This is a genomic window from Parageobacillus thermantarcticus (assembly GCF_900111865.1).
Lineage (GTDB): Bacteria > Bacillota > Bacilli > Bacillales > Anoxybacillaceae > Parageobacillus > Parageobacillus thermantarcticus.
Genome location: NZ_FOJS01000013.1, coordinates 42,646 through 67,272, shown reverse-complemented (window position 1 = coordinate 67,272; position 24,627 = coordinate 42,646). Strand labels below are relative to the sequence as shown.

General features: G+C 39.7%; 18 protein-coding genes and 1 pseudogene. 3 read left to right on the top strand and 16 right to left on the bottom strand.

Going from position 1 to position 24,627, the window contains the following annotated elements:
* The 6 genes and pseudogenes from BM278_RS08730 to BM278_RS08705 form a co-directional block, all read right to left on the bottom strand.
* Positions 1-185 (bottom strand): annotated as a pseudogene (locus BM278_RS08730) (IS701 family transposase); the annotation flags it as partial.
* Positions 186-384: 199 nt separating this feature from the next.
* The gene (locus BM278_RS08725) at positions 385-618 is read right to left on the bottom strand and encodes a hypothetical protein (RefSeq protein ID WP_090949015.1); all 234 of its coding nucleotides are present in this window, start codon (positions 616-618) and stop codon (positions 385-387) included.
* Between the two features lie 129 nt (positions 619-747).
* On the bottom strand, positions 748-2,166 hold the full coding sequence (hydA, locus tag BM278_RS08720) for a dihydropyrimidinase (protein ID WP_090949014.1): 1,419 nt from the start codon (positions 2,164-2,166) through the stop codon (positions 748-750).
* A 27-nt stretch (positions 2,167-2,193) separates the two neighbouring features.
* Positions 2,194-3,477 (bottom strand): NAD-dependent dihydropyrimidine dehydrogenase subunit PreA, encoded by a 1,284-nt coding sequence (preA, locus tag BM278_RS08715; protein WP_090949012.1) that lies wholly within the window; start codon positions 3,475-3,477, stop codon positions 2,194-2,196.
* Positions 3,478-3,511: 34 nt separating this feature from the next.
* Positions 3,512-4,867 carry an NAD(P)-dependent oxidoreductase gene (locus BM278_RS08710; RefSeq protein ID WP_090949010.1) on the bottom strand — a complete coding sequence of 452 codons (1,356 nt, stop codon included), beginning with the start codon at positions 4,865-4,867 and terminating at the stop codon, positions 3,512-3,514.
* A gap of 67 nt (positions 4,868-4,934) precedes the next feature.
* Positions 4,935-5,825, bottom strand: coding sequence for a nitrilase-related carbon-nitrogen hydrolase (locus tag BM278_RS08705; RefSeq protein WP_090949009.1), 891 nt, complete (start codon positions 5,823-5,825; stop codon positions 4,935-4,937).
* Between the two features lie 620 nt (positions 5,826-6,445).
* Here BM278_RS08705 and BM278_RS08700 point away from each other — a divergent pair.
* Entirely contained in the window at positions 6,446-7,960 is a 1,515-nt protein-coding gene (locus tag BM278_RS08700; protein ID WP_090949007.1) for an NCS1 family nucleobase:cation symporter-1, read from the top strand.
* Between the two features lie 160 nt (positions 7,961-8,120).
* Positions 8,121-9,521 carry a GABA permease gene (gene gabP / locus BM278_RS08695; RefSeq protein ID WP_090949006.1) on the top strand — a complete coding sequence of 467 codons (1,401 nt, stop codon included), beginning with the start codon at positions 8,121-8,123 and terminating at the stop codon, positions 9,519-9,521.
* Between the two features lie 716 nt (positions 9,522-10,237).
* Here gabP and BM278_RS08690 read toward each other — a convergent pair.
* Positions 10,238-11,119, bottom strand: a complete 882-nt coding sequence (locus BM278_RS08690) for an Rpn family recombination-promoting nuclease/putative transposase (RefSeq protein WP_090949004.1) — start codon at positions 11,117-11,119, stop codon at positions 10,238-10,240.
* A gap of 162 nt (positions 11,120-11,281) precedes the next feature.
* Positions 11,282-13,414, bottom strand: coding sequence for a Piwi domain-containing protein (locus BM278_RS08685; protein ID WP_090949002.1), 2,133 nt, complete (start codon positions 13,412-13,414; stop codon positions 11,282-11,284).
* 249 nt (positions 13,415-13,663) lie between these two features.
* Here BM278_RS08685 and BM278_RS08680 point away from each other — a divergent pair, with 249 nt between their 5' ends.
* Positions 13,664-14,917: a deoxyguanosinetriphosphate triphosphohydrolase family protein gene (locus BM278_RS08680; protein WP_090949001.1), complete on the top strand. Its 1,254-nt coding sequence runs from the start codon at positions 13,664-13,666 to the stop codon at positions 14,915-14,917.
* Between the two features lie 54 nt (positions 14,918-14,971).
* Here the strand turns inward: BM278_RS08680 and BM278_RS08675 are convergent, their stop codons facing one another.
* The 8 genes from BM278_RS08675 to BM278_RS19195 all read right to left on the bottom strand — a co-directional run bounded on the left by BM278_RS08675 (position 14,972) and on the right by BM278_RS19195 (position 24,589).
* Positions 14,972-17,647 (bottom strand): DEAD/DEAH box helicase, encoded by a 2,676-nt coding sequence (locus BM278_RS08675; protein ID WP_090948999.1) that lies wholly within the window; start codon positions 17,645-17,647, stop codon positions 14,972-14,974.
* A 12-nt stretch (positions 17,648-17,659) separates the two neighbouring features.
* On the bottom strand, positions 17,660-19,366 hold the full coding sequence (locus BM278_RS08670) for a site-specific DNA-methyltransferase (RefSeq protein WP_090948997.1): 1,707 nt from the start codon (positions 19,364-19,366) through the stop codon (positions 17,660-17,662).
* On the bottom strand, positions 19,351-21,132 hold the full coding sequence (locus BM278_RS19215) for a helicase-related protein (RefSeq protein WP_244151128.1): 1,782 nt from the start codon (positions 21,130-21,132) through the stop codon (positions 19,351-19,353). The genes BM278_RS08670 and BM278_RS19215 overlap by 16 nt, the downstream gene beginning before the upstream one ends.
* 105 nt (positions 21,133-21,237) lie before the next feature.
* Positions 21,238-22,101 carry a DEAD/DEAH box helicase gene (locus BM278_RS19210; protein WP_244151127.1) on the bottom strand — a complete coding sequence of 288 codons (864 nt, stop codon included), beginning with the start codon at positions 22,099-22,101 and terminating at the stop codon, positions 21,238-21,240.
* A 565-nt stretch (positions 22,102-22,666) separates the two neighbouring features.
* A complete protein-coding gene (locus tag BM278_RS19205; RefSeq protein WP_244151131.1) occupies positions 22,667-22,756 on the bottom strand; it encodes a nucleoside triphosphate pyrophosphohydrolase family protein in 90 nt (29 codons plus the stop codon).
* A 418-nt stretch (positions 22,757-23,174) separates the two neighbouring features.
* Positions 23,175-23,987 (bottom strand): sugar phosphate isomerase/epimerase family protein, encoded by an 813-nt coding sequence (locus BM278_RS08655; protein ID WP_090948996.1) that lies wholly within the window; start codon positions 23,985-23,987, stop codon positions 23,175-23,177.
* A gap of 4 nt (positions 23,988-23,991) precedes the next feature.
* Complete coding sequence (locus tag BM278_RS19200; RefSeq protein ID WP_244151130.1) at positions 23,992-24,369, bottom strand: MFS transporter; 378 nt, start codon at positions 24,367-24,369, stop codon at positions 23,992-23,994.
* Complete coding sequence (locus BM278_RS19195) at positions 24,314-24,589, bottom strand: hypothetical protein (protein ID WP_244151126.1); 276 nt, start codon at positions 24,587-24,589, stop codon at positions 24,314-24,316. Before BM278_RS19195 ends, BM278_RS19200 begins: the two co-directional genes overlap by 56 nt.
* Between the last annotated feature and the right edge of the window lie 38 nt (positions 24,590-24,627).

Here is a 24,627-nt window from a genome sequence, read left to right as displayed (position 1 = left end):
GTCGTGCGGTGGTTCGGATGAAAGCTCCAATGATGAAGATCGGTCAATGTTCCCGCAAATCCTTTGGTGGTCAGCGCATCCACGATATGAACGAGATGCTTCATGACAGGTTTTGAAAAATAAAGTGCCAACCCCAACATCGTGAAAAACTTGTGGATTCCTTGATGATGTGCTAATCTATTCATGAGACATGAACCTCCTTGTGAATAGTTTTGGTGACACATCTATTCTAATCAAGGAATCGGGTTCATGTCTCTTTTTTTTGTTTGGTTGTAAATTTATGTTAGCGAATTTGCTCATCTACAGTTTACTAAATTTTTTCACCATTAAGAAATCCGTGCTCATCTCATCACGTGAAGTAATTGCTCTTATTTATCAGTAAAACTACTGAGCTTGTTTCATTTGACGGATTAATAAAGATGAAAAATACTTACGAGCATCCGCATTCTTAATATGCAATATTTGTGTAGTGCCTTTTTTTCCTGAAGAGTCTAGTATTTTTAATTCGAATTCAACTATAGCCCCGCTTAAATTTTCTGTAACATTTTTTATATAGTATCCTTGTTGAATCAAATGATCAATTTTATCTCTTTCTTCTAAAAACTCTTGATAAGACATCTTATTACCTCCCATCATTTTACTTTCCTTTGCGTTTCCGTCGAACTATAGATTAAACTAAAGGTTCTAATCGGATTTAAGATTTCATGTTACGTTTTGTAGCCGTTTAGGAGGCAAGAGAAGCCGTTTTTAAATTGTTAATTTTTTGTTCTGCTTGGAAATAGTCAATGTTCCGTATTTTGCCCGTTTTAAATATTGCCCATATCCTGGTTTTCCGACAAATTGTTTATCACGGACGACAAATTCGCCTCTACATAGAACCGATACCGGTTCGCCCATTACTTTCATTCCTTCGAATGCATTGTAGTCAACGGCCATATGGTGAGTTTCAGCCGAAATTACCCGTTCCATATTCGGATCAAAAATGACTAAGTCTGCATCTGAACCTATTGCAATGGTTCCTTTTTTCGGGAATAACCCAAACAATTTAGCAATTCTTGTCGACATAATGTCGACAAATTGATTTAACGTAATTCTCCCTTTCTTCACTCCTTCACTGAAAAGAATGCTAACCCGATCCTCAATGATCGGCCCTCCATTTGGAATTTTTGTAAAATCTCCTCTACCAAGTTCTTTTTGGCCTTTAAAGTCAAACGAACATTGGTCAGATCCCAACGTTTGCAGCTGGCCGTTCTTCAATGCGTTCCACAATATCTCCTGATGCCATTTTTCACGAAGCGGAGGAGACCAAACGTATTTTGCGCCTTCAAAATTAGGCTTCTCTAAATAAGATTGATCGAGAACAAGATATTGCGGACACGTTTCTCCCCATACATCCAACCCTTTATTGCGCGCTTGTGCAATTTTCTCAACCGCTTGCGCACACGTCACGTGAACGACGTAAAGCTGTGAACCGGCAAGCTCTGTTAATTGGCATGCACGCCCTGTCGCTTCTCCTTCCAGTTCTGGAGGCCTTGTTAATGCATGATAAATCGGATCCGTATTCCCTTCCGCAAGTGCTTTCTTCGTTAAATAATCAATCACATCGCCATTTTCCGCATGAACCATAACGAGTGCTCCAAGTTCTTTGGCAGCCACCAGCGTACGATATAACGTTCCATCATCTGCCTGAAATACGTTTTTATACGCCATAAACACTTTAAATGATGTAATTCCTTCTTCTTCAATAACCTTCGGCAGCTCTTCTAATACCTCATCTGTAATTTCACTAATCATTAAATGAAAGCCGTAATCAATCACCGCTTTCCCCTTCGCTTTGTTATGCCAAGTTTCAATCGCTTTTTTCAATGGCTCCCCTTTATTCGTTAAGCAAAAGTCGATGATGGTCGTTGTCCCGCCAAATGCCGCCGCAATCGTCCCGGATTCGAAATCATCCTTTGTCACAGTGCCGCCAAACGGCATATCCAAATGCGTGTGCGGATCAATGCCGCCTGGAAATACGTAACAGCCTTTTGCATCAATCACTTCCGCGCCTTTTTCCTCTAAATTTTGGCCAATCATCGCAATTTTCCCGTCTTTAATGAGCAAGTCCGCTTCATACGTATCCGTTGCGGTAACAATCGTTCCATTTTTTATAATTTTTGTCATCTCCACATCCCCCTTTGATTAAAAAAATTATTTTACATCAACGTTACAGCTGCTAAGCCCGCTAATGGCTGCTTGGCGCTCATTCCATGTCATCGGCGGATGTTCGCTCGGTATTTCGACCATGTCAATCGCACCATCAACCGGACAGACGATCGAACATAAATTGCATCCTACACAGTCTTCTTCACGTACTTTTAAATACTCTTTTCCATTTTCATCCCTTAAACGATCAATGCATTGATGAGAAGCATCTTCACAGGAGATATAACATTTATTACAATTAATACAAACATCTGTGTTAATGCGGGCAACCACTTTATAATGAAGGTCGAGGTCCCCCCAATCGGAGTATTTATGAACTGATTTTCCAACAATATCCATAACAGAAGCAATCCCTTTTTCATCCAGATAATGGTTCAGTCCTTCAATCATATCTTCAATAATACGGAACCCATGATGCATGACTGCCGTACAGACTTGCACGCCGGTTGCACCCATAAGCATAAATTCCACTGCGTCCTTCCAATTGGATATGCCGCCGATGCCAGAAATCGGCACATGAATACGCGGATGCCGTGCACATTCTGCAACCATGTTTAAAGCGATTGGTTTGACCGCCGGGCCACAATAACCTCCATGTGTTCCCTTCCCTGCGACATGCGGAATCGTATTCCATGTGTCCAAGTCAACTCCCATTAAGCTATTGATGGTATTGATCATGCTGATGGCATCAGCCCCGCCCTGAACAGCCGCTTCGGCTGTCGCCGTGATGTCTGTAATATTCGGAGTCAGCTTCACGATGACAGGCGTACGTGCCACCTCTTTCACCCAATATGTCTGCTTTTCCACAAGCTCAGGCACTTGCCCGGAAGCCGATCCCATTCCCCGTTCCGCCATCCCGTGCGGGCAGCCAAAATTCAGTTCCAGCCCGTCTACGCCCACGTCTTCTACTCTTTTCACAATTTCATGCCATTTTTCCCTTTTGGGTTCGACCATCAGGGATGCCACCACTGCTCGGTCTGGAAAGCGCTTTTTTGTTTCATAGATTTCTTTTAAATTCACTTCAAGAGGACGGTCGGTAATCAACTCGATATTGTTAAAGCCCGCCACACGCTGTCCGTTAAAGCTTATCGCCGCAAACCGGGATGATACGTTTAAAATGGGTTCGCCGAGCGTTTTCCAAACCGCTCCGCCCCAACCGGCCTCAAACGCTCTTTGCACTTGATAGCCGGAGTTGGTTGGAGGTGCGGAAGCGAGCCAAAATGGATTGGGAGACTTTATCCCCGCTAAATTAATGCTTAAATCCGCCATTTTCTTGCCCTCCTCTGTTCAAAATGACGATATATCAGGCAGTTTCGCTCACTGCTTTGGTTAAATATTGATGTATCGCGTAGGCTGCCTCTTTTCCTTGCTGTGCAGCGGTGACAACCATCGCTTCGCCTTTTCCTTTTTCAAAAATGACATCACCGCAGGCAAACACTTTTTGATTGGATGTTTGATAGTTTTCCGGATTCACTTTCACCACACCATCATCATGCTCTAAGCCAAATTCCTGAATGAGGTCAAGGTGCCGCGTCTGGCCGATTGCTTTAATCACCACATCGACCCGCATCGTAAACTCTGATCCTTCAATCGGAACAGGACGACGTCGTCCGTCTGCATCTGGTTCTCCTAACTTCATGCGAACACATTCGATATGGGTCACTTTTCCGTTTTCATCACCAATAATCCGCTTCGGCGCAGTCAGCCAGCGAAATTCGACGCCGTCTTGCTTGGCAAACTCGTATTCAAAATCGTACGCGGTCATTTCCTCTTTTGTACGGCGATATAAAATTTTTACATTTTCCGCTCCTAAACGCACCGAACAAGTTGCGCCGTCAATCGCAGTGTTTCCGGCACCGATGACAACCACTCTTTTCCCCACTAGCTTGTCAGTCAATGGTTTTGTTTTCGTTTCTTTTATAAATTCAATAGCATCGTACACTCCGTCCAAGTTCTCTCCTTCAATACCTAGCCGCGGAACTCTCCCCATGCCGACAGCCAACACGACTGCATCGTAGTGATCTAAAAGTTCCTTAGCGGAAATATCTTTTCCTACCCGCGTATTGGTGCGGATTTGCACCCCTAAACTTTTGACTTGATTCACTTCCCAAAACGATATTTTTTGCGGAAGCCGGAAGGAAACGATGCCATACGTATTAAGTCCCCCTGCTTCTTTTTCCGCTTCAAAAATGGTGACAGTATATCCCATTCGCGCCAATTCTCTAGCTGCAGATAATCCAGCAGGACCTCCACCGACAATTGCCACCGTTTTTCCGTTTTTCTTTCCAGCCTGAAACAATGCTTCTGCATTTCGAATGGCCCAGTCTGTCGCATATCGTTGCAGCTTTCCAATCATGATCGGCTTGGTGGAATGATTCAGAACGCAAGCGCCTTCACACAACTCCTCCGTCGGGCATACCCTCGCGCAGCTGGCGCCGACAGGATTGGACAGCATAATGGTTTTTGCCGATCCTTTTAAGTTCCCGGACGCAATTTTTTTGATAAATGCTGGAATATCAATTCCTGTAGGACAGGCTTTAATACAGGGCGCATCATAACAATATAAACATCGGTTGGCTTCTTCTATCGCTTCCCGATCGGTTAAACCCGGCTCTACTTCTCGGAAGTTCTTCTCCAAATCAGAAAGTGATATGTTCATCGCAAACAACCTCCTTCTTCATTTTTAAAAAAGGGAATAGAGTAAAACTCTAATCCCTTTTTACGTTTTATGGCAATAACGCTGTCATTTCATTGTATGTTTCAGGGCGGCGGTCTCTATAAAACTGCCAAGTATCGCGAACTTCGCGAATCATCTTTTTGTCCATCACACCGATGACGACCTCATCTTTGTCACGGCTTCCCATCGCAACAAAGTTGCCTCTTGGGTCGACTAAATAAGACTGTCCATAAAATTCTCCCATGTTCCACGGAGCTTCATATCCGACCCGATTGATGGCAGCGACATAATATCCGTTCGCCACTGCATGGGCAGGCTGTTCCAGCTTCCATAAGTATTCGGAAAGACCAGCTACCGTCGCCGACGGGTTAAACACAATTTCCGCACCTTTTAATCCTAAAATTCTTGCCCCTTCCGGGAAGTGGCGGTCATAACAAATGTAAACGCCGATTTTAGCAAATGCTGTATCAAATACTGAGTATCCTAAATTTCCTGGTTTGAAATAAAATTTTTCCCAAAATCCGCATCCTTCGTTGCCTACTCCAACATGCGGGATATGCTGTTTTCGGTATTTCCCCAAGTAGGTGCCGTCTGCGTCAATGACAGCAGCCGTATTATAATAAGTAGCAATTCCCTCTCTTTCATAAATCGGCAGAACAATGACCACGCCTAATTGCTTTGCCAGCTCTTGAAATCGTTTCGTCGTTGGCCCGTTCGGAATTTCTTCCGCGGCATCATACCATTTTGTATTTTGCTCCGCACAAAAGTATGGACCGTAGAAAATTTCTTGCAAACAGATGATTTGCGCTCCCCGGTCTTTTGCCTCTTGCACCAGTTTTATATGTTTTTCAATCGCCTTTTCTTTATGGACTTTCACTGGCTCATCCCCGTGGACATCATGCGACGCTTGAATAAGACCGATTGTTACTTGATCTGCCATCTCTAATCCCTCGCTTTTTTATATTTTCTTTCATTTACTAAAAAGGACATATCAATGATACAAAAGGTAACATAATCCCTCCTTATCCATAACTGAAATCGATCTACAGGTCCGAACTTTAAGAATATTCTATCTATTTTAGATAAGCTTTTCATTATACACTATGTTAAATAATAAGTAAGATTTGTTTTTCACTATGTAAATTTGAGGCTCTTACGAAATCTTGGTGATAAGAAGGAGGCTAATCGGGAAAATCAGTATGCAACCATGTGTAAAATTTCATCCTTGTTTCAAATCCTCGATGTCAAGTTACAATTACCCGTTTGCAAAACTCTTCTGCACTTTTTACCAAAAAAGAGATGTCATATTCCATCCCATCAGCAACAAACATTTCCACTTTAAATGTGATTACCTTTAAGACACCTACTTAAAGAAAACTACATATTGATCACGAATCAATATAGCAATGTTAATTATATTTACACATTTTACATAATGAAAAACACGCTCCCCTACTTATTTAACAAAGCGTATAATGAAAATGCTATTTTTAATAATTAAAATATTCTCAAATTTATTTTTGTTATTACATTATTACCAAGTGACAAGGGAGGATCTCGATGAAAACGCAAATTGAACAAAACGGTATTGTAATCTTGACAGATGAAGCAACGAAGATGGTAAGCGAAAGCAAGTTGTGGAATGATGATTTGCGACCAACTACACTGAAGGAACATTCATGGAAGGGAATAAACTTTGCGACTTTGTGGATCGGCATGTGTTTATGCATCCCTTCCTACACTATGGCTAGTGGCATGATTGCGCTAGGCATGAACTGGTGGCAAGCAATTGGAACAATTTTTCTCGGCAATGTTATTGTTCTTATCCCGATTTTATTAAATTCACATGCTGGAACAAAATTTGGAATCCCTTATCCTGTTTTTGCGCGGCTTTGGTTTGGTGACAAAGGAGCACATATTCCAACTTTAGCCCGCGCGATTGTAGCTGCTGGATGGTTCGGGATTAATACATGGATTGGAACGGGTGCAATTGATACATTGCTGGTAGCCTCATTTCCTGCTTGGGGAAAATTGCCGGGACATACAGCGATCGTATTTGCTTTGTTTTGGGCATTAAATGTAGGAATTGCTTATAAAGGTCCCGAGGCCATAAAAAAACTAAGTTCTATCGCCGCACCTATAGTAGGTATCTCTTCAGTCATTCTCCTTATCTGGGCATTCACTCACGCTGGAGGCTGGGGTCCGATTTTAGAAACTCCTTCTAAATTCAAGACGACCGGTGAATTTTTAAAAGTATTTTTTCCATCTTTAACGGGCGTTATCGGTTTTTGGGCTACACTCGCTTTGAATATTCCCGACTTTTGCCGATACGCTCAAAGCCAAAAATCGCAAATAGTCGCTCAAAGCTTATCTCTTCCAATTACCATGACCGTTTTTTCTTTCATTGGAATCGCAGTTACATCGGCGACTGTAGTGATTTTCGGTCAAGCTATTTGGGATCCTGTGCAACTCCTTGCCAAATTTCCACCATTTGTTATTCTTTTAGGAACTATTATAATTGTTATTTCTTCGTTAACCATTAACGTCGGTGCTAATGTTGTAGCGCCAGCCCGCGCCATTGAGAATTTGTACCCGAAACGAATTACGTTTGGAATTGGTGCTATCATTACTGGATTATTCGCTATTTTATTACAACCATGGTATATAATGTCTAATTTTGGCAATTATATATTTGGCTGGCTTGGAACATATGCAGCTTTACTCGGACCGATTGATGGTATTGCAATCGCAGACTACTGGCTTGTCCGTCGAAAACAATTAGATCTTAAAGAGTTATATGAACCTAATGGTCGTTACAATTATGCTAACGGTTTTAATAAAAATGGAATTTATGCTCTTGTAATCGGGGTAGCCGTCCCTATACTAGGCTTACTCATTCCAGCTCTTCGTTTTCTTTGGGACAATGCTTGGACTTTCGGATTGTTGATTGGCATTGGTGTCTACACCTATTTAATGAGAGAGGACAAAAGTGTTTTAAAAGAAGGAGAATACGAGCAAATCACCATTATAAAAACTCATCCACATAATGAAACAATGATCGAAACACACTTATAAAAAGACTTCAAAAAATCAGAACAAAAAGATGTTCAAACCGTTGTACATCTAGACGTATAATTTTATTTTGTTGCGGTGCTAATGGCAAGTGTATACTCGGGAACATGCATAAAAGATTTTTGACGAACCGACAAATGAACAAAGAAGAGGAGGGATTTTTATGGCTGAACGCAATACTACTGGCTTACAAAAAGGATTAAAAGAACGTCACATGACAATGATCGCAATAGCCGGAGTCATCGGTGCAGGCCTTTTTGTGGGAAGCGGAGCCGTCATCCATTCCACAGGCCCTGGAGCGATTGTTTCCTATGCATTAGCCGGATGCTTAGTCATTCTTATAATGAGGATGTTAGGAGAAATGGCTGCGGCTCATCCGACGAGCGGATCCTTTTCCGCGTATGCACACGATGCTATTGGTCCTTGGGCTGGATTTACTATCGGATGGCTTTATTGGTTTTTCTGGGTAATAGTGATTGCCATTGAAGCAAATGCAGGTGCTTCTATTATTCAATATTGGTTGAAGGATATTCCTATATGGTTATTAAGCTTAATCCTTACCATATTATTAACCCTTACAAATATTTGGTCAGTAAAATCCTACGGAGAATTTGAGTACTGGTTTGCCTTCATCAAAGTTATGAGCATCGTTTTGTTTTTAATCATCGGAGTTGCTTTCATATTCGGTCTCTATCCTGGCAGCAGCCCAATTGGATTTAAAAACCTCATCGGATATGGAGGATTTATGCCTCATGGCATCAGTTCCATCCTTTCAGGAATTGTCGTGGTGATTTTTTCATTCGTTGGAACAGAAATTGTTACGATCGCCGCGGGAGAATCCGACGAACCGCAAGAAGCGGTCTCTAGAGCGACAAAGTCAGTTATGTGGAGAATTTTAGTTTTTTATATTGGCTCAATTGCTGTGGTAGTCACTTTATTGCCTTGGAACTCGGCAAGCGTCTTGAAAAGCCCCTTTGTTGCTGTGCTTGAGCACATTGGCATCCCAGCAGCAGCCCAAATTATGAATTTTATTGTATTAACAGCCGTCCTATCTTGTTTAAATTCGGGACTATATACGACTTCACGAATGCTTTATTCTCTGGCTGAGAAAGGAGAAGCTCCTCGGCAATTCCTTAAGCTGAACAAAAACGGCGTACCAGCACGGGCGGTTATGGTCAGCACATTCTTTGCTTATATAGCGGTCATCATGAATTATGTTTCGCCAGACAAAGTGTTCTTATTTCTTGTGAATTCCTCCGGTGCCATAGCGCTTCTTGTCTATTTAGTCATTGCTGTTTCACAATTGCGTATGCGCAAAAAACTGGAACATCACAACCCTGAAGCATTAAAGATCAAAATGTGGCTATTCCCGTACTTGACCTATTTCACGATCTTAATTTTATTAGTTATATTAATCTCCATGCTGTTTATCAAATCTATGGTTTCACAATTGCTACTAACACTCTTAATTACCGTCATCGTTATTATCTCTTACTTTGCATTTGCTAAAAAGCATGTAGAAATCAACTACCGCCAACAAGCCTCTCCGCTAATTAAAGACTAATGATATCACTCGCCAAGCAATCAATCCTCTGTTAAAAACAGGACAATTCTTTAAAAAGATTTTTATCACTGGTGCGCCATCATGAGGAGACCGATTGGTTCCTCTTTCTTCTTTTTGGACACTTATCCAAAATAAAAATAACTTAATGGGATTTCATTAGGAGTAAATAGCTGCAATTCAACACCTTGCTATTTATTGATTTTAGCTACATCCTATTTTTGCACTAAAGCAACAATGCTATCGTTTACAATATTCGACACAATATGACAAATTTTCTACTTCTAAAGTAATTTTGTATAAAAGATCGTTCACAAGAAGGAGGGAAATGCTGGCATAGCAACTCCGTAACTGAATTTTGCAAATTATCCTCGGTTTTCGCTACTTTGACTGCTTTCACTGATTGTCATTTTTTAAACAAAGCCAGCGTGAGTCCCCCGTTGACCAACGCAGAAAGCAACGGCCCCGTAATAGTAATCCGCTTTGCAAATCGTTGCCATGGTAATCACCTCCTTCTCAATCAATTCGATTGTACCAATCGTTGCAGAAAAATGCTGTCGAACATTGTCAAATCGTCTATAAATCCCCTATGCACAACCAACATAAGTACCGAAAATTCGAGCGACCATAACAAAAAAAGCTGCCCCCATCATCTTGGGGCAACTTTCTCCTTTGACAGGTGCCAGACACCGAACCGTCAGGAAAATATCATTTACCTTTCAATTCAATCTTTCTCGAACTTCTTCTTCTGTCAAATCGAGCATATGTGCAATTTCCGCTACGCCCATTCCTTTTTCCGACATTTTACGAATAAGATCACGTTCTTTTTGCTTCATCCCTTGCTTAAATCCTTCTTCTAACCCTTCCTTCTTCCCTTTTTCTATTCCTTTTTGCTCATACGAGATCAACAGTTCGAGCACTTGCTCTTTTTCTTTCGTTTCCATTTGGTTCACCTCGTTTCGTAATCGTTGTTCTTCTTCATCCGACAATTTCACATATGTTTCAAAAAAGCCCATTAACAGCCTCTGCTTTGCTTCATCCAGCTCTAAACGAACTAACATGCGCAAAAACTGTTTTTTCAATTCGATTCGTTCATTTTCAGTATACCCCATTTTGCTAAGCAGCGCAGCGGCGATCGGGTTGTCGCTGCGAATGTAGTTGCGCCAATTTTGTTTGCGTAGTTCAACGGTGAAAAAGCGGAAGTGAAGGATGTTGCCAAACGGAAGTTGAAGCGTAAACGAGGACGGTTCGTCGCGGATGGCATCGTAGCTGAAAACGGCAATCGGAACGATGTTCGTGCGGTATTTTTCAAACAATCGGCTGAAGTAGATGAACATCCGTTCAGGAAGCGACGGCTGCACATAGCTTTGGTTTTCAATATGAACGATAATCAGCCCATTTTCTCCTTTCAACTTCGTCTCGACCAACAAATCGACACGGTATTTCTCCCCAGCGGTCACATCGGTGAACAGTTCTTCGGATAAAAAGGACAAATGGCGAAAGTCGATATGCTCGTACATGTCGGGGAAAAAGAGAAGAATAAACTCTTCAAAAAACGTCGTGATGAGCTCTTTAAACAAGCGGTCATGGTCAACAGCCATACATTCACCTCACATGCGAAAATTCACATACGTTATTTCGACAGCATGCGCAAAATTCCTGCATGGAATAAATAAAACAAAAACAGAGAGCCAAGCAATGACTCTCTGCTTCTACAAATCCCAGCCGTTCTTTAAGGAATGGAAAACGCAACCGTTTCACCATCACACAAACGGCAATGCCCGTTCATGCTGCGAACGCGGGTGAATCAGCCCACGGTTATGGAAAGTAGAGCTCAAATCGGCGTAATGGATCGTAATCGGCAAGCGTGTCTTCAGCATGGAATGAATATGCATAAACGATAGCTTATATATGTCGGAGACAATCTCATGAATCGATAAGCCATTCGTTTTTTGTACAATTTTAATCGGTTGAGCCATGCCGACAGCCTCTTTCGGGTCCGTTGCACATAAATACGCCATGTTGCCTTTTGAATAGTATACTCCTTGCTTCGTCACCCATTTTTTATTTGAATAAATAGCCATTCTTCTTCGCGGTTTTTTTATAATTTCTACAAAATCAAAAGGAATTTGAAAGGACCGCAAATAAGCTTGCAAAAAATCTAGATCCTCCCGACAAATACCATCGCGGTGAAAAGTAATATGCCGCGGCTTTGCACCATAGGTTTGTTCATAGCTGTATATGCTTTCATTCACAATCTCTTCCATTGTGGAATTGGCGATTGTTTCCCCCGATTCCGCCGCAGCCACTGATTTTTGTTTAATGATTTTCCCTTCTCTGCCAATGATCTGAACAATACCAGAAGCATGTCTTCCTTGTTCATGACTAACATCTAATCCGATAAAACATTCTGAATGCATAGGACTGGACAAAATCCACGGCTGAATTCCTGCCTTAGCATAAATCCCTAGCAAAATATTATAGTAGTGAAAGATATTATTTTCCGTAACTAAAGAAGAAGTGAACCCAACAAATTGCGTCATTAAGTCTTCTTTTCCGCCAAATTCCTTTTTAATAGTAACATAGGCGCGATCAATATTTTCTTCTGTTCCAATGACCACTACTACTGTTCCGCGGAACTGGTCAGTAATGGATTTCAAATGATACGACAGGTTATCTTGCTTAAAAAAGTCTTTTGGCAATTGACCGTATAGTTGGCGAGGCTGATCGGAAATATTAAGCTTTACACCAAGTGCCTCAGACATTGATTCTAGCTTTTTTACAAAATATCCTACTTCCTTTCGCTTTTGTAGGTCATAGTTCAGCTCTGGATCGACGAAAAAACTAATGGCTACACTGCTCGGTTCATACACTCCCGACTGCTTGAGCCCTCTATAAATCTCATTTGTTTTATATCCTTGTCCAAACGCCATCAGTGGGGAATCCAACTCATTAACATCATAGCCTAGGTTAACCGCCCGCACATTTTCTTTTTGGAATGTTAACACTTGTTGTTGCCCAAGCAAGTGGAACGTTTCTGTATAAAGCTTCGACATTTTTTCATGCGGTGACAGCTTAATTAAGCGATTCACTTTCTTCGTCATCGATGGCGGCAATTGCTCGTATGAACAAGTTAACTTTAGCAAATGGGGCAAATAAGGCAGAAGATGACCGTCTCTGCTTTTTACATGTACAATCGGTGTTTTTTCATGAACTCCTTTTAGCTTCCATCGTTCATTCTTTTCCAAATAATAATCAATGACACTTTGTTGTAAAAACGGACTTTTTTGCCCGGCTGTATAGTCAGCAATTTCTACAAATGTGTAATAGTATGCTCGCCTATTAAATAGGTCGACGACCTCCATTCCTTCTTTGAGTAACGATGGATCGGTATCGATAAAATCTTGTAATGTTTTTCGATATTCAAAACGGTGCTGATAATCAAAACCAACGAAAATATCTCCATTTTCTTCGACTGAAAAGGAAATATAGATTGCCGGATGAATACTAATTTCACCGACATGCATCGACTGTTCATTGGCTAAACGGAATAAGTCGTTATCCATCTTATAGCCGCTTTGACAACGATTCTCTAATTCTTTCTTTAATAATTTTTCCAAAATTGTTCTTTCCATAGGCAAAGAACATTGAATGGGCCGATGTTCGTGCCGAATATAACGACGATCTCCCCAATGACAAATCTCTTCAAACGACGCTATATACTGTCCATGCGCCGCCACCGTTATGTACGAATTTAGCTTTCTCAGTTCATAAGCGATCGAATGGGCATAAGAATATTTTTCGTGCGGATTAGATAAAGGAACCGTATAAAGATGAATGGCAATATCCGACGCTTTTTCATCCGCTTTACATTCAGAAAAATAATAATGGTTCACAATCTCACCGCCTTTCCAAATCGATCCATTCTATATTATATCATCATCTCTTGCAATTATAGTGAAAATATCATGACTTGAAATAAAACTCTGAATATATTTTCATAAAAATGCATCTCCTTGGGAATAAGGTACAAAAACAAGAGGTAGACTAAAGATTATCCGAGTTTTAATAAAAAATTTCGATAATTATTTAAATTGTTATAAAATAATAGGGGATAATACTAAGAAAAGCGAAGGGGGGCTTTCATGAGTTCTAGGCAAATCGATATTTCAAAGATGATTGAAGAAGGACAAGAAATAGCAAGCAATAAAAATGAGCTTCACACATTTCGCCAATATGACGATTTATTTATCTCTACTAAGCAAGATGAAATAGATGGTTGGAGAGATCCGTTTCAAAGAGATTATGCTCGCGTTCTTCATTCTTCTTCATTTCGAAGATTACAAGGAAAGATGCAGCTTCTCGGCACTCAAATTAGTGATTACTATCGCACCCGTCTTACTCACTCGCTTGAAGTAAGCCAAATCGGGACAACCATTTCTAGAAAAATAGAACATGAAGGTGTTAAAGTAAACTCGGCATTGGTTGCGATGGCGTGCTTGGCACATGACATTGGCAACCCACCATTCGGCCATTACGCAGAAAAAGAGCTAAATAAATTAATGAAAAATGATGGGGGATTTGAAGGAAATGCACAGACACTTCGCATTCTCTGCAAATTAGAAAAGAAAAGCTCTCATTATGATGGGCTGAATTTAACAAAAGCCGCTTTATATTCCGTTGTTAAATACGGCGTTTATAACACATCAGATTGGCAAATTGAACAACAAAAATTTCTTTATGAAGAAAATAAGAAGAATTTAGAAGATCATGGAAAAATGAAAATCCAAACGATAGAGGCACAAATTATGGAGCTTGCAGATGACATCGCTTACTCGACTCATGACCTTGAAGATGGATTAAAATCAGGAATTTTATCGATAGACGCTGTATTAGGGCAACTTGAAACTGAGGAATTAAGAAGGGAGTTTCAAGAACTATTACAACAAGCATATAAAAATTGTGGTGAGACGTTTGGTGACGTTGCATTTAAATCACTCACCTCTACATTAATCGATACGTTTATTAAAGACATCGGTGTAGTGGAATTAACTGAAGAACAACGTCAACGGAAAGGCACCTCTTTTAAATACGGCTTAGGATTGCGAACAAAAGCAAAGTTAATGGACGGATTAAAAAAAGCTGTGAGGAAGATTCTCATCGAAAAACCAAGTGTAGCGTTGTACGAAATCAGAGGAGCCCAGATAGTCAATCGCTTGTTTGAGCTCTTAAATGATGACAAATATGAAAGACTACTTCCTCCTGAGTATCGAGCGTTAATTCAAAAAGGAGAACCAAAAAAGCGTGTTGTATGCGATTATATAGCTGGAATGACAGATCATTACGCTGAACAACTTTACAAACAATACTTTGGAGATCCAAATACATTGAAAATATAAAAATAACAGATAGGCAAGCCTGCTGCTTGGCTTGCTTATCTGTTAGATAATAAATTAATTCTTTCTATACACTGCCTCTAATCCCTTGATCGTCTTGTTCGAATCTACATCATCGTGTGGGATTAATAAGTATACCCACTCCTTTCCATTGTTTTCGCGGGCATGATTGGAAGCGTGTTCGCACCAGGTGATAGCCGCTTGCGCTTTCAGTTCCACTTCTCGATCTTCTTCGATTCTGTTTGTTGCCTTAATTTCACATAAATACATTTTCTCTTCTGTTTCCACAATAAAATCCGGGATATATGCTTGTGTTTGATTATAATAAATTTTAATATGGTTTTTCGTTGGCTTCAGCCATTTTAAAACGGATGGATCGTTTTCGCAAATGACCGCAAATTTTCGCTCCGCATCAGACTCAAATTTTTGTGTTCGATATAAACATTTTTTAAATCCGCCAAAACACATGTTCCGAATCGCCGCTTTATTTGCTACTGGTTGGCGAAAATCGCGCACTTCTTCATTAACATCTACAGTGACACTGGTATCTTTTAACGTATCAAACCCTATTCGAACAGTCACTTCATAATTCGTTTGCTCTTCATAATAATGTTCTTTCATTTGCTTATAAATCAATTCTGCCAAACGTTTTTGATTGTAAATTACTACATTTTTGACATCATCTTCTGTTTTTAAATAACTTCGAAGATAATTAATTAACTGTCCTGATAACTTATACAACAATTCAGCATGTTCTTCATAGGAAACATCTGGATAATCCATAAGATGAAAGACAAGATAATCTTCTAAACGTTCTTCCGTCATATTCGTATCTTTTTGAATCCGCAACACTTCTCTTTGATGTGTACGCAAATGTTCAATTAGAATATTTTCGGTAACAGGCTGAAATTTTGGAATTAAATCGCAGTTTAAATCAAAATCGCGGTACCCCCACGAGATTTCTCCTGTAGGCTGCACGATAATTCTCGGAATTTCCATAGTCAAATTAGGAAGTACATCGACTGCTTTTGCAACCATGCTTTCAATCATTTTTTCAGGTTCTTCCTCAAATATAGACAATTGTGATATTGTGTATGTTTCTTTCACATCGCTAACAATTTGTTGTTGTACTTCAGGATCTTTTAATTGTTTAGAACTATATAATGTGCGCTGCTTAGAAATGGCTTTTACTATTGTTTCCGCAATATTTCTTTTCATTTCTATTTTCTTTTTGTCTTCTGGAGAAGTGGATTCCGTCGTTCCAACTAGTTCATCAATTAATGAACGTTCTACGTTTGACTCAACAGTAACTATTTTTTTCTCTGTCTGTGCCACATCACGACCAATGACAACCCCACGACGAATAATAGAAGTAGGATTATTCGCCTCATCAATGATTTCTTGGAATTTATCATGCGCAATAATCGTTAAACGATCGACTGCCGGAACTCCTGTCCGTTTTCCGTATGGGAGACGAAGTCCTCGACCGATCGACTGTTCCACTAATGTTTTGGAGTTTGCCGCACGGAGTGGGATAATCGTGTATAAATTCGTTACATCCCATCCTTCTTTTAACATGTTCACATGAATGACAATCTCCACTTTTGAATTTGGATCCTCAAGAGCAAGCAATTGCTTAATCGTTTCGTCCTTTTCTTCGCCGCGTTGGTTGGAATGAACAGTAATGACTTTGCCTTTATAACGTCCTTCAAAAAAATCATCACTTTCAATGATATTCATTAACTCTTCCGCATGATTCGTATCTTGAGCGACGATAAGAATAAACGGCTTTACTAATTTTTCGTTGTTTTCCCGAGCATACAACTCTAGCTCTAATTTCGTTTCTTCATGGACACGGATACCGTCTTCTAATTTTAAACGTTCTAACTCTCGTTCGTTGTTGAATTTTGCTGGATTAAAATTTTCTCTCGTCGCTACAGCTGGCTCTTTCACATACCCGTCTTCCATCGCTTTATATAAAGGATAGCTATAGATTATATTTTTAAATGGTATCGTTCTGTTTCCGCTTTCCACTTGCGGCGTAGCCGTTAACTCTAGACCAAGAATCGGATTCAATTCATTGATCGCTTTCACCCCAGCTGATGCTCGATACCGATGCGATTCATCCATTAACAAAACAAGATCAGGAAGGGATTTTAAATAATCATAATAACTCTGTCCTAAATATTCGCTTAACCGTTTAATTCTTGGAGATTTTCCTCCTCTAACTTCGCTATTAATTTTAGATATGTTGAAGATGTTAATGTTTACAGCTAACGGATCAGCTAAAAAGAGGGCTTGCTGATCATAGTTATCCCCTGTAATAATGTTCGGTTGTTTATTAGCAAACTCGGAAAGCCCCTTAAATACGTATTTCGGTGTATTAGGTGTAAAATCTTGGATTAATTTTTCATAAATTGTTAAGTTAGGTGCTAAAACAAAGAAATTACGAATTCCTTTTGCCATATGTAAGTAAGCAATAAACGCTCCCATCAGACGTGTTTTGCCGACACCAGTGGCTAACGCAAAACAGAGCGAAGGAAACTCACGTTCAAAATCGGTCACTGACGGGAACAACCTATTAACAGCCTCTAACTTTTCCTTCAAAGATTGGGGATCATTATTTTTATTTAAGCCGAAGTGTTCAATCACTTCGGCGAGAATTTCCAATGATTCTTTTTGCGGTTTACGGAGACTAAGCCGAGATGAGATAACGTTAACGATACGATTCATAACCTCTTCCCCCTAAAATAGTTCTAATTGTTCCGGTTCTTTTTCTTTCATTGGTAAGTTGTTGACATTTAAACTGTAATCGTCACGACCAAACTCACATTTGTTTAAAATAGCTTGCGGAATTTTCTTAATCGTCACTTGCGGGAAATCCTCAACGTTAACGTTATATGCTTTACAGCAAATGAGCAATGTTTCATTTTCTTTCATTTGCTCGACGATACCTTCCACCATTTGCTGCGTGACAAGCTGTGTGGTTGTGAAGATAAAATCGTTCTCCGTAGACTGACCTTGCTTCCAAAATACTTCCGGGTCTGGATTGTACGTAAACCCTTCATGTTTACACATCGCTTCCGCCAACATTTCGGGGTTGTATTCTGGATTAATAATCCAATTACCAAACTTATCTTTCTTCAACAAACTTGGCGCCAATTTATAATAGCGGAAACCGCCTCCACCTTTCCAATTCACTGCTTTACTAATTCCGCTTTGATCCGTTCCATCGATGACTCGCTTCATTCGCGGAATAATATGCGTATGGCAATGCTCGCCAAGCTCAATCATAATCCAGCGTCGTCCCATTTTATGCGCCACCGCACCAGTCGTTCCAGAACCAGCAAACGAATCTAAAACAATATCTCCTACGTCTGTAACCATTTCGATTATTCTTGAAATAAGTTTTTCGGGCTTTTTTCCGTTTCTGAAGTCTACTCCACCTTCATTATGCAAATTATTAATACCAATATCTAACCAAATATCCCCAAGTGGTTTCACTGGAACTAGTTCTCCGTCAATTACTTTCATCCTATCGCTACAAAAAATCACTTCTTCACGCTTATATGCAATTTTTTTTAACCCAGTTGGAGTGATTATCTCTCTAAATTTATCATCATTTGGCAATTCTTCAAATTGTTTACTTCTATTTCTCGCAGTTCTAAATATATTTTTAGCATTTTTTATACAAAAGTTCTCATACTCCTCTAAATTATTAACGTCAACGTTGTAATTTTGAGCAGCCTTCCTAAGCGGAATAACTGACCATTTTGACATGTTATCTGGATCATCTTTATCACGTACCAAAAAATTGTTATATCTATCAAAAACGTTAAAAAAGCTTTCTTTTTCATATATAGGATTGATCTTTAATAACTCCTTATTTTTAGCGTACATTAGTATATATTCCTTAATTTTAGGAAGTTTTTTATCAACGTGGCTCATTTTTACACCGCTTAGATGGGACATTTTAACACAAATATTTGTGATAAAGTTCTTACGCCCAAATATTTCATCACATAGCACTTTAAGATACGCATGTTCTTCATCATTTATCTGAATAAAAATGGCTCCATCTTCTGTTAGCAAGTTTTTTAGTATTTCCAATCTGGGTTTCATCATATTCAACCAAATACTATGCTCCAATCCATCATCATAATGCTCAAACGCATTCCCTGTATTATACGGAGGATCAATGTAAATACACTTAATCTTTCCAGTAAACTCCTGCTCCAATGCCTTTAGCGCCAACAAATTATCACCATAAATAAGGCGGTTATCAAATATATCATTTTCCGTCACTCGTTCTTTCGCATGATAGGAAAGCTCCGGATCTTCAAGAAGAATGCGCGGTTCGAGTTTTGGTTGTTCGTCTTTGCCAATCCACGTTAATTCTAATTTTTGTTTTTTCGCCAATGTGATCCCTCCTGTTGCTACACGATTCTCCATTTGATTGTAAAAAGATGTTCAGTTGACGTGCGCTGTTCTAGTTTTTTCTCTACTTCCTCGAATAAGCGATCTTTTTGTTCATCAATTTCATCCTGTTGATCATATAGATTTCGCCGCATCTCGTTGCGCTTCTTTTCCAATTCCTTAATTTGCTTGTTTTTTTCCAGCTTCTCAGCTAAGTTGCGTGTAAGTTTTGCTTCTCGCTTCAAATGTTCAATTTCTACTGTCATTTCATCTATATCTTTTTCAAGTTTATTTTTCAAGTCTTGCAACCACTTTTCCAGCTTTTCTAATTCAGAATCAAGATAAGCCGATGCTCTCTCCATAATCTCATTTAAAATTGCTTCTTGTTGCCCTTCGCTAATCCGGCGAAGCGTATTTCGAATCGAATCAGAAATTTCCACCTCTTCTCCTTCAACAGCAGGCAGTTCAAACATTTTTTCGCACATTTCCTGATCGAGCTGTCCACCTTCTGTATCAATTGCTGAAAAAATAAGGTGCTGTTCGCTTTCTAATGACTGTACATGAAGCAAATCAAGCGATAACCAACCTTCTTTTCCAATTAATCGCTCTAAAATACTGACTTTCCCTTTATAATCCGAATAACGGAACGTAATTTCCTTCGGCAACAGTTCCCGGCTTTTTGCCTGCTCGATCCACTTTTGTGCAAGCGGATGAGAAAAACGAAAATGATGAACGTTTGGGCTGTTTTGCTTCTTTGCTTGTGATATCATTTGATATGTTTCATGATCTTTGACAAAACTTAATGTTTCATCATCAAATATTGCCTCTCTTGCTCCTTCATATTTTGATAGATTCCAAAGATAACGTTCCATACGATTGAGGTGTAAACTTGTTTGATGATAATGATCTCTTAGTTTCTCTCTTACTTCATCATCGAAGTTTTCCAATAGATGCATACGTGTTTCTTTCATTTTTAATTGAATTTGCTCATCTAACTCCGCTTGCAAGTTTTTAAACGCTTGTTCAATTTCTTCCGCCGTGCGACACGTCTGATAAATTTGTTGAATCCGTTTTTCAAAATCGACACCGGACTCCAGCGAACCTAGCACCTCATCGGAAGAACCAAAAACCCCTTCAAACAGCTTAAATTTTTCGGAGAGAATTTCATACACTTTTTTATCGGCTTCATTTTTACAATTTAAAAAGTTAATCACAACGACATCATGTTTTTGACCGTAACGATGACAACGTCCGATTCGCTGCTCAATCCGCTGTGGATTCCAAGGTAAATCGTAGTTAACGACTAGGCTGCAAAGTTGCAAGTTAATTCCTTCCGATGCCGATTCAGTCGCAATCATAATCGACGCTTGTTCTTTGAAATATTCAACAAGCGCTGCGCGCATATCTGCTGTCTTCGATCCGGTAATTTTATCATCATGCCGATGCTTTTCTAACCATTGCTCATAAATTTGTTTTGCCTGTTCATCCTGGTTTTCGCCATTAAATAAAACAATTTTGCCAGCGTAGCCATTACGTTCAAGAAATTCACGTAAATACATCTGCGTTCGACGTGACTCTGTGAAAATAACCGCTTTTTCATTTGCGCCTAGCATTCTTAATTTTTCAAATCCTTTTTCAAGCGCAATAAGCAATGCTTCCGCTTTTGAATTTTCTTTAATTGATTTTGCTAGAGAATAATATTGTTCTAATTCTTCTTTTTCTTCTTGAATAAGACGCTTCATTTCATCTGGCGATAATTTGTCTATGTATGATGGCTGATCGTCTTCTTCCCACTCTTCCACCGTATCATCAAATTCATCAACATCAGCGTAAACGTTTGAGTGTTCTACAGTTTATCTCTGTTTTTCCGCTATCTAATTGTTCTAACAATTGCTCAAGTCTTTTGATCAGGGAAAGCATGTATCGGAAATAGCAAACGAAGAAGAAGCTAACAATTTACGGACAACAAGCGTCATTAATGCCCGTTGGCTTGCCGGTAACGCAAAAAGATGTTCTCTTTGTAAATATGCCGATACTTTTTCATACAATTCCCATTCCGCATTCGTTGGCATAAACTCTTGAGTGATCGGAATACGCTGTGTATAATTCACATACTCAGTCACTTGCCGTCTTAATGTACGATGACAAACAGGCTTAATTCGTTGTTTCAAATCAATAAAATCCTTTTCCGACATTTCTTTCGTTCCGCGAGAAAACTGACGTCTAAACGTCGTTTCATCACCAAAAATATGCGGATCAATAAAACTGATAAGTCCATATAATTCCATTAACGAATTTTGCAACGGCGTAGCCGTCAATAAAATTTTGGGATAACCAGCTGTAGCTTCTCTTAGCGTGCGAGCAATTTTATTTGATTTTTTGTATACATTCCGCATACGATACGCTTCATCAAAAACGATTAGATTCCAGTTGACCTTTCGTATCATCTCCGCTTTATTTCGGGCGTACGGATAAGAAGTAATCACAACTTGATCTTGTTGCAAAAAAGGATTACGGTGACCGGAACGTACCATTTCGTTGAAGTTTTTACTTTCTAGTATAATGGATGGGATATAAAATTTTTCCCATAGTTCCTGATGCCATTGTTTTCTTAACGGAGGCGGTACGATAATAAGAATATTTCGCTTCCGTTCTGCCCACAATTGACTGATAATCAATCCCGCTTCAATTGTTTTTCCTAATCCTACTTCATCCGCTAAAATCGCTCCTCTCTCCAATGGAGCACGAAAAGCAAATAAAGCAGCTTCCACTTGATGCGGGTTTAAATCGACCGTAGCATTGATGAGAGATTGGCTTAACCGTCCTATCGAATTTGAAGCGTTTTGTTAGTTCGTAAGCAAAGTATTGGCTTTGGTATGGTGTTATCATTAATAGCCCCCCAATATAAAGTCCCACCACTACTTGCGTTATCGAATGTTATCTATATTTATTATATTAGAAGTTATCTTACACTAACAGAGATTTTACAACATATGACAATATTTTTCTAAGCTCCCAAGGTTCTCTCACTATAATTTATTGAAAAAATGTTTATCCATTTCTTTCATTTCTCCTAATAATTTTTAACTCTTGAATTTACTCAATGATAGTATAACGATTGGCGTTTATAGTCGTTTAAGTAATACTGAACGTGTTACAAAACACATAACAAATGCATAATACCCATAAAAAATCCACCACCTTGGAAGTCATATACAGTATGACGAAAAACAACTCTCCAAGGGATGAACACGATCATGATTTCAATTGGAACAACGAACATACATCTAACAACTCACTAATAAAGTATATTTCTTTTCCGACTCAAAGAACTTCTTAATTGGGTACTTTTGTTCGTTTTTCTTTAATAGCTTTTTCCAGATCAATCTCTAATTCATGTGAAAGCAAGAGTGCATAAATAACCACATCCGCAATTTCATCTTTTATATTTTCCAAGTTTGTATTTAATCCTCTTCGCTGCTTTTCATCCAAATACCGGTTGTCAAGTTCAAAGCAGATGCGGTCAGACAACCTTCGCAGCATTCTCCATAAAGCGATTTCTTCTTTCGATTTCATGAACAATTCAGGGAGTTCTTTCGCTTCTTTTAAAATGTTTAACAAAACCAAATGAATACAAGCCATACACAAAAAACACCACCCCTTCTCCACAATAAAACGCAAGGGGTGGTGAACGTGATCTTGATAATAAGCTTCAATTTCACAAAATGACACGCTTCAGCGGATCAAGTCCGCGAAATTGTGTAAAAAAGCGATTCTATTTTCCCGTAATTCAAGTCTACTGTACTGGCAATGGAATTTTACACAATAATTTGGATTTGACCCGTCAGCGATTCCCGGTCTCTATACTTTCCTGTTTTTCAAACAGATGGCTATTTTTTTCTTCGGAAACATAGTGAAGAATATCTTGCAAAGAATATCGATACGGATTTAACTCATATACAATCGGCCCTTTAAAATTCATTTGCCGCAGCGTTTCCAGCACGCCATTCGCCGCGCTGTTTTTGCCATCAGGCAGCAAGTGCAAATCGGACGCGCCATCGTTATCCGAATAATGAACTGCCGCTAACAAGCCGCCCAGTTTCGCGATGACATCCTCTATATTTTCCTTCATCACCAATAGGTGACCTACATCTAAACAAGCTTTTACATTTGCTTCATCTAACAACGATTTCCACTCCGAAAAATGTGACGCGATATGATGAGAATAATTCAAGCGATCGGCGATAAGATTTTCCAATAGGAGTTCTACCCCAAGTTCTGCCGCAATTGCCGCCATTGCCGTTAACCGTTTCTTCACTTTTTCTACAGCTTCATCTCTTTCTTCGGAAGCCCAAGCATATCCGCCGTGCAGCGTTGCATGAACTCCCTCGTATTCTCGCAGTTTTTTCATCCACTCTATCAGCACTTTTTCCGCATGGTTCCATACTGCGATGTCGGGAGTGGCAAAATTCAAGTCGTGAAAGGGCAGGTGCATTCCGATTTCCAATCCACATTGCCTAGCGTATTCTAAATATACAAGTGCTCTTTTATGCTCGCACCAAATTTCGACGCCCGCAAATCCAGCTTCTTTTATTTTTTGAAAATGCGCCAGTTCGGCGTTTGGTCCAATTGACCATGTGCTGATCCATCTTTTCACAAAATCACCCCATTAAAGTTTGGTTGGAAAGTGAAGAAGCAAACTCATTATTTAACTCTTCTAATTTTCTTCCTTTCGTTTCCGGCGCAAGCCAAAGCGAAATAAGCAGACCTAACAAGCCGATAGCCGCAAAAAACCATAAAGCCGCGCTGTTTCCCCACGCCGCAACTAAATTAGGGAAAACGAGGATCCCTAAAATCGAACCGATGCGGCTGACGGAAGTCGCCAATCCGGACGCGCTGGCGCGAATGCCAGTTGGAAACAGCTCTGTTGGATAAACAAAATTGAGAATGCCTCCGCCCATATTGGCGAAAAGAACGGCGAAACTAAACAATATCACTAAAAACAGCAGCGTCGGCGCTGGATTTAAAGCCAATACAATGAGAGAGAGGGTTAAACCGGAAAACGATAAAATAATCAGCGGAAGAAGTAAGCAATCCTTGCATGATAGGCGTTATTTCCCATTGATTCAAAATAAGCGGCATTGCGACGGCAATAATAGTTAAATCATAGCCATCGAGAAACGTCCCTCCCGCCGACAACAGCGTGACTTTTCTTTGAAACTTCTTTAACTTCGGCGAATCCAAATATTCAAAGCTCATTTTTATTACCTCCATTTCGTTTAAAATGAAAGTGCGTA

Excerpts from the sequence above, each read along its gene's own strand:
- BM278_RS08700 (WP_090949007.1), top strand. The coding sequence starts at position 6,446 with ATGAAAACGCAAATTGAACAAAACGGTATTGTAATCTTGACAGATGAA.
- BM278_RS08670 (WP_090948997.1), bottom strand. The coding sequence starts at position 19,366 with ATGGAGAATCGTGTAGCAACAGGAGGGATCACATTGGCGAAAAAACAA.
- BM278_RS08710 (WP_090949010.1), bottom strand. The coding sequence starts at position 4,867 with ATGAACATATCACTTTCTGATTTGGAGAAGAACTTCCGAGAAGTAGAG.
- gabP (WP_090949006.1), top strand. The coding sequence starts at position 8,121 with ATGGCTGAACGCAATACTACTGGCTTACAAAAAGGATTAAAAGAACGT.
- BM278_RS08680 (WP_090949001.1), top strand. The coding sequence starts at position 13,664 with ATGAGTTCTAGGCAAATCGATATTTCAAAGATGATTGAAGAAGGACAA.
- hydA (WP_090949014.1), bottom strand. The coding sequence starts at position 2,166 with ATGACAAAAATTATAAAAAATGGAACGATTGTTACCGCAACGGATACG.
- BM278_RS08675 (WP_090948999.1), bottom strand. The coding sequence starts at position 17,647 with ATGAATCGTATCGTTAACGTTATCTCATCTCGGCTTAGTCTCCGTAAA.
- preA (WP_090949012.1), bottom strand. The coding sequence starts at position 3,477 with ATGGCGGATTTAAGCATTAATTTAGCGGGGATAAAGTCTCCCAATCCA.
- BM278_RS08690 (WP_090949004.1), bottom strand. The coding sequence starts at position 11,119 with ATGGCTGTTGACCATGACCGCTTGTTTAAAGAGCTCATCACGACGTTT.
- BM278_RS08725 (WP_090949015.1), bottom strand. The coding sequence starts at position 618 with ATGTCTTATCAAGAGTTTTTAGAAGAAAGAGATAAAATTGATCATTTG.
- BM278_RS08705 (WP_090949009.1), bottom strand. The coding sequence starts at position 5,825 with ATGGCAGATCAAGTAACAATCGGTCTTATTCAAGCGTCGCATGATGTC.
- BM278_RS19195 (WP_244151126.1), bottom strand. The coding sequence starts at position 24,589 with ATGAGCTTTGAATATTTGGATTCGCCGAAGTTAAAGAAGTTTCAAAGA.